We start from the raw sequence: 5862 nt of genomic DNA on the forward strand, positions 1-5862 counted from the left end.
ATGGTCTTCGCCTTGGCGGGCGATTCGACGATGACGAGCTGCATGGGCGGGGGTCCTACGTGTACGCGCGAGGGTGGAGAGTGGGGCGGCGCCGCGTCAAGCGGCACACGGCTTTGCTGGATTCGGCAAGGACCTTCTCCTATGTTGACCACCGATGACGCGATGATCGACACGCCCAAGGTATCAAAGTCGTTCGAGGATGCCCGCTTTGCGACGACGCAGGCGGATACGCTGGCCATCACCCTTGCCGAGGCGACCAGCGCGTCTCGAGAGGACCTCGTCACCAAGGATTTCTTGAGGGGTGAGTTGGCCGCCGGAAGAACGATCTCGTCCGCTGGCTGCTCGGCTCGCAGGTGGTGCTCGTGGCCCTTCTTGCCGCACTGGCGAGCTTCACCAAGGTGTTTGGCTAAGGCGCGACTGGGGTGGCTGGCTCAGGCCCGGGAAACGGGAAGCACTCGGCCCATAGGTCGTTCCGATCGGCATAGCCAAGCTGGCAGGAAGCGGAGCGCTTCGGAAAGCATAGCGTCAGCTCGCGCTCACCCGCCCGCCCGCGTGCCGCTCCACCCGGCCGGCGAGCTCCATCTCCAGCAGCACGGTCTGCACGACCGCGGGCGGCCGACCCGACTGGCGGATCAGCTCGTCGACCGCGACCGGCACGGGGCCGAGCAGCGCCGCAACCACGCGGCGATCGGTGTCGCTCGCGTCCTCGGGCGGCGCCGGGTCGAAGCGGGCGGCGGGCGCGCGCACCGCGCGCGGATCGAGCGGACGGATCTGCTCCAGCACGTCGGCGGCGGTCTGAACCAGCGTCGCACCCTCGCGGATCAGCAGGTTGCAGCCCTGCGCGCGCGGATCGAGCGGCGAGCCCGGCACCGCCATCACCTCGCGTCCCGCTTCAGCGGCCAGCCGGGCGGTGATGAGCGAGCCGGATTTGGGCGCCGCCTCCACCACCACCGTGCCTTGCGCGAGGCCGGCGATGATGCGGTTGCGATAGGGAAAGTGGCGCGCGCGCGGCTCGGTGCCGGGCGGCATCTCGGCGACCAGCAGCCCCTCGGTCGCCACCCGCTCCTGCAGGGCAGCGTTGTCGGGCGGGTAGGCGACGTCGATGCCGCCCGCGATCACCGCGATCGTCGCGGGCAGGCTGCCGACATGCGCCGCGGTGTCGATGCCGCGCGCCAGCCCCGAGACGACCGCCGCGCCGGCGTCCGCCAGGTCGTGCGCAAGCTGGCGGGCGAAGCGGCAGGCCGCCGCCGACGCGTTGCGCGCGCCGACCACCGCCACCGTCGGCCGCCGCCACAGCGCGACGTCGCCGCGCACGATCAGCGCCGGCGGCGCGTTGTCGAGCTCGGTGAGCAGCGGCGGGTAGTCAGGATTGTCGAGGAACAGGAGGCGCGCGCCCGCCCTCGCGATCGCCGCGAGCTCGCGTTCGCCCGCGGCGGCGTCGGGCACGCGCGGCGGCTCGCCGCCGCCGCGTCGCGCCAGCTGCGGCAGCGCCTCGATCGCGGCCCCCGCGTCGCCGAAGCGGGCGACGAGCTGCCGCCAGGTGACCGGGCCGACACCGGGTGTCCGCAGCAGGCGCAGCCGCGCGCCCGCGCTCACGCCTCGTCGTCCGCGACCTGCCCGACGCGCGGCTCCGTACCCGCCAGCAGCCGCCCGATGTTCGCGCCGTGCTTCCACAGAAGGATCAGCGCCAGCGACAGGAGCAGGATCACCAGATCGAAGCGGTCGAAGACGGCCGCCGCGACGGGGGCGGACAGCGCCGCGGTGATGCCCGCCAGCGAGGAGACGCGCAGCAGCGCCAGCACGGCCAGCCACGCGCCCGCATAGACCAGCCCGACCGGCCAGCTGAGCGCCAGCGCCACGCCGAGCAAGGTCGCCACGCCCTTGCCGCCGCGGAAACGCAGCCAGACCGGATAGCAATGGCCCAGGAAGGCGGCCGCCGCGGCGAGCAGCTCATTGCCCGGCCAGAGCGCGCCGACGATCAGCACCGCGGCCGCGCCCTTCGCCGCATCGAGCAGCAGCGTCGCCGCCGCCAGCCCCTTGCGGCCCGTCCGCAGCACGTTGGTCGCGCCGATGTTGCCCGAGCCGAGCCGGCGCAGGTCCCCGGCCCCGCCCGCGCGCGTCACGATCACGCCGAACGGGATCGCGCCCAGCAGATAGCCGAGCAACAGCGACAGCGTCGGTGCGATCCAAAGGATTTGCGTGTGCAATCCTACCCCCTTCCGATCGTCTATATCCGGAACGATGAGCCGCTGCACTTGATCTCGGTCAAAATTGGCGTCGTCCCTCGACCGCCCTATGCCGAGGATGATGACCGACGCGCGCCCGCTGCTCTTCTTCGATTCGGGCGTGGGCGGATTGTCGGTGGTCGTGCCGACCCGAGCGCTGCTGCCCCGCGCGCCGCTGGTCTACGCCGCCGACGCCGCCGGCTTCCCGTACGGCACGCGGACGGAGGCCGAGATCGCCGGGCGCGTGCCGGCGCTGCTCGGGCGGCTGGTCGAGCGCTATCGGCCGCGGCTGGTGGTGATCGCGTGCAACACCGCCTCGACGATCGCGCTCGCCGCGGTGCGCGGCGCACTGGACGTGCCCGTCGTCGGGACAGTGCCGGCGATCAAGCCGGCCGCCGCGGCGAGTCGCACCCGCATCATCGGCGTGCTCGGCACCGACGCGACCGTGCGGCAGCCCTATGTCGACGATCTGGCGGCGCGGTTCGCGGCGGATTGCACGGTGATCCGGCACGGCTCGGCGGCACTGGTGGAGCTGGCCGAGGCGAAGCTGCGCGGCGTGGCCGTCGATCCGGCGGCCATCGCCGCCGCCGTGGCGGTCCTCGCCCGCACGCCGCGGCTCGACACCGTCGTCCTCGCTTGCACCCACTTTCCCTTGTTGCGCGAGGAGTTGGCGGCGGCGCTGCCCGGCGTCACCCTGGTCGACGGCGGCCCCGGCATCGCGCGGCGCGTCGCCCACCTGACCGACGGGCAGGACTGGCCCGCCGCGCCGCCGCGGGGCACGGCCGTGTTCACCGCGCTGGGCGCCGCCGAACAGGCGCTCGCCCCGGCGCTCGCCGGCCACGGGCTGACCCGACTGGAGCAGCTGTAGCCGCTGGAAAAGCGCGGAGCTTGGCGCTAAATGCGCGCGATGAGCATCGCCGCCGTCGACCCGGAGCGCGTCGACTATTCCCGTGTCTTCACCCAGGCGATCGACCGGCTGCATGCCGAGGGTCGCTATCGGGTGTTCATCGACATCCTGCGCAACAAGGGCATGTTCCCCAACGCTCGCTGCTTCGCCGGGCATAACGGGCCCAAGCCGATCACGGTTTGGTGCTCCAACGATTACCTGGCGATGGGCCAGCACCCCAAGGTGATCGCGGCGATGGAGGAGGCGCTGCACGACGTCGGCGCCGGCAGCGGCGGCACGCGCAACATCGGCGGCAACACGCATTACCATGTCGATCTGGAGGCGGAGCTCGCCGATCTCCACGGCAAGGACGCGGCGCTGCTGTTCACCAGCGGCTATGTGTCCAACGAGGCGACGCTCTCGACGCTGGCCAAGGTGCTGCCGGGCATCGTCATCTTCTCCGACGAGCTGAACCACGCGAGCATGATCGCCGGCATCCGCAACGCCGGCTGCGAGAAGCGCCTCTTCCGCCACAACGATCTGGGGCACCTGGAGCAGCTGCTCGCCGCCGAGGACCCTGCCGCCCCCAAGCTGATCGCGTTCGAGAGCGTCTATTCGATGGAAGGCGACGTCGCGCCGGTAGCGGCGATCTGCGATCTCGCGGATCGCTACAACGCGCTCACCTATTGCGACGAGGTCCATGCGGTCGGCATGTACGGGCCGCGCGGCGGCGGCATCACCGAGCGCGACGGCGTGGCGGGCCGGGTGACGGTGATCGAGGGCACGCTCGGCAAGGCGTTCGGCGTGATGGGCGGCTACATCGCCACCGACCGCATGATCGTGGACGTGATCCGCTCCTATGCGCCGGGCTTCATCTTCACCACCTCGCTATCGCCGGTGCTGGTCGCGGGCGTGCTGGCGAGCGTACGGCATCTGAAATGGAGCAGCACGGAACGCGAGGCGCAGCAGGCGGCCGCCACGCGACTCAAGGTCCTGCTGGCCGATGCCGGGCTGCCCGTCATGGCGGGCAGCACGCATATCGTGCCGGTGATGGTCGGCGATCCGGTCAAGGCCAAGCGGATCAGCGACATCCTGCTCGCCGAATACGGCATCTACGTCCAGCCGATCAACTATCCGACCGTGCCCCGCGGCGCGGAGCGCCTGCGCTTCACGCCGGGGCCGGCGCACGACGAGGCGATGATGCGCGAACTGACCGACGCGCTCGTGGAGATCTGGAGCCGGCTGGAGCTGCGCAAGGCGGCCTGACGGTCAGATGTAGGTGACGGTGCGCGCCCAGTGGTGGAACAGCACGCCCGCCGCCATGGTCAGCCCACCCAGCCCGAGCGACAGCATCAGGCGAAACCGCGTCCAGCCCGGCGGCGCCTCGCCGCGTCGTTCCAGCCTCGCATCGATCGGCACGGTCGCCCATTGGCACAAACCGAGCGCGAGGGCCGCCCAGAGGTAGCATCGCTCGCCGGCTACCCCGGCGTTGAGCGCGCGCTCCAGCGAGATGCCGATCGCGAGCGCCGCCAGCGACGGCACCACCGCGACGATCGCCAGCCGGTGCCGCCCCCGCTCGCGCCGCATCGCGAATCCCCACCAGATGCCGCCGAGGAAGCTCAGGATAAGCCCGGCGTAGAGGATGGCCGTCGCAATCGCGAAGCCGATCCAATCCGAGCGCCGCGCGAGAATCACCGACACGCACGCGACCTGCGGCAGCAGCCCCGCATAGCCAAGCAGCCGCGCGGTACGGCCAACCTGGCCCGGCAAGGTCACGACAGGGTGATCGTCGCGTCGGTTCCGGGAACGGCGAGCGGCTCACCGAAGCGGATCAGCATGATACTGTCATAATCACCGCCATCCGGTCCGCTGAACACGTAAACTACCGATCGATGCCCATCTACTACCCAGTACGTTGGTACGCCTGCCTCCGCGTACTTACGGCGCTTCATCCCCAAGTCTCGGTCCCGAATCGTTTCGGCGACTTCAACAACCAACAGCAGATCTGCGGGCACGAGCCAGCGGTTCTCCTGAAAGGAGGCCTTCAACACTACCACATCAGCAGCAACCACCGTGTCACTGCCCAAATCAATCCCAATCTCTCCAAGCGCACGATCCAAACCGACCACCTGCGCCAATTTGAACATCAGGGCCGCCTGTCGCATCGAATGAGCACTTTTTGGGTGCTGCATTCGCTCGAGGTCTCCATTGATCAACTCGATCTTCCAGTCTTCGAAAACATCGTTTTCGCACATCCGCTGGAACTCGGCTGTGGTGAACCGAGCCTTGAAGCTGTCAGGCGCCACGGCAATGCGGGTCATCTCGTTCATTCCTCTACACTATCACTTCGGGGCGCCGTCCGCGAGTCACCGGTGGCGCGTGTGTGCGCCAGCGGGTATGGGCGTCGCCCATGAGCACCCAGCCCGCCCCCTCGCCCGAGCTTCAACCCGACGGCTTCTTCACCCGCGGCCTCGCCGACGCCGATCCGGCGGTGTTCGCCGGCGTCCGGCACGAGCTCGCCCGCGAACAGACGCAGATCGAGCTGATCGCCAGCGAAAACATCGTGTCCAGGGCGGTGCTGGAGGCGCAGGGCAGCGTCTTCACCAACAAATATGCCGAAGGCTATCCGGGCAAACGCTATTATCAGGGCTGCGCGCCGTCCGACGAGGTGGAGACGCTGGCGATCGAGCGCGCCAGGCAGCTGTTCGGCTGCGGCTTCGCCAACGTCCAGCCGCATTCGGGCGCGCAGGC

Annotated in this window: 6 protein-coding genes and 1 pseudogene; 3 read left to right on the forward strand and 4 right to left on the reverse strand. The window is 69.9% G+C overall.

Features of this window, described 5'->3' with window-relative positions; translation table 11 throughout:
• Positions 1-525 precede the first annotated feature (525 nt).
• A complete protein-coding gene (gene dprA / locus ACFE64_RS14710) occupies positions 526-1596 on the reverse strand; it encodes a DNA-processing protein DprA (RefSeq protein WP_375393209.1) in 1071 nt (356 codons plus the stop codon).
• Positions 1593-2207 carry a glycerol-3-phosphate 1-O-acyltransferase PlsY gene (plsY, locus tag ACFE64_RS14715; RefSeq protein ID WP_375393210.1) on the reverse strand — a complete coding sequence of 205 codons (615 nt, stop codon included), beginning with the start codon at positions 2205-2207 and terminating at the stop codon, positions 1593-1595. The genes dprA and plsY overlap by 4 nt, the downstream gene beginning before the upstream one ends.
• 100 nt (positions 2208-2307) lie before the next feature.
• On the opposite strand from plsY, the gene murI reads away from it, so the two are divergent.
• On the forward strand, positions 2308-3093 hold the full coding sequence (murI, locus tag ACFE64_RS14720) for a glutamate racemase (protein ID WP_375393211.1): 786 nt from the start codon (positions 2308-2310) through the stop codon (positions 3091-3093).
• Between the two features lie 39 nt (positions 3094-3132).
• Entirely contained in the window at positions 3133-4377 is a 1245-nt protein-coding gene (gene hemA / locus ACFE64_RS14725) for a 5-aminolevulinate synthase (RefSeq protein ID WP_375393212.1), read from the forward strand.
• 3 nt (positions 4378-4380) lie between these two features.
• Here hemA and ACFE64_RS14730 read toward each other — a convergent pair whose 3' ends face one another.
• Positions 4381-4887 (reverse strand): DUF3429 domain-containing protein, encoded by a 507-nt coding sequence (locus ACFE64_RS14730; RefSeq protein WP_375393213.1) that lies wholly within the window; start codon positions 4885-4887, stop codon positions 4381-4383.
• Positions 4884-5441 (reverse strand): Uma2 family endonuclease, encoded by a 558-nt coding sequence (locus ACFE64_RS14735; RefSeq protein WP_375393214.1) that lies wholly within the window; start codon positions 5439-5441, stop codon positions 4884-4886. Before ACFE64_RS14735 ends, ACFE64_RS14730 begins: the two co-directional genes overlap by 4 nt.
• Positions 5442-5521: 80 nt before the next feature.
• Between ACFE64_RS14735 and glyA the strand changes: the two are divergent.
• A pseudogene (gene glyA, locus ACFE64_RS14740) lies at positions 5522-5862 on the forward strand (serine hydroxymethyltransferase); the annotation flags it as partial.

The organism is uncultured Sphingomonas sp. (assembly GCF_964250165.1).
Lineage (GTDB): Bacteria > Pseudomonadota > Alphaproteobacteria > Sphingomonadales > Sphingomonadaceae > Sphingomonas.

Excerpts from the sequence above, each read along its gene's own strand:
- murI (WP_375393211.1), top strand. The coding sequence starts at position 2,308 with ATGACCGACGCGCGCCCGCTGCTCTTCTTCGATTCGGGCGTGGGCGGA.
- hemA (WP_375393212.1), top strand. The coding sequence starts at position 3,133 with ATGAGCATCGCCGCCGTCGACCCGGAGCGCGTCGACTATTCCCGTGTC.
- ACFE64_RS14735 (WP_375393214.1), bottom strand. The coding sequence starts at position 5,441 with ATGAACGAGATGACCCGCATTGCCGTGGCGCCTGACAGCTTCAAGGCT.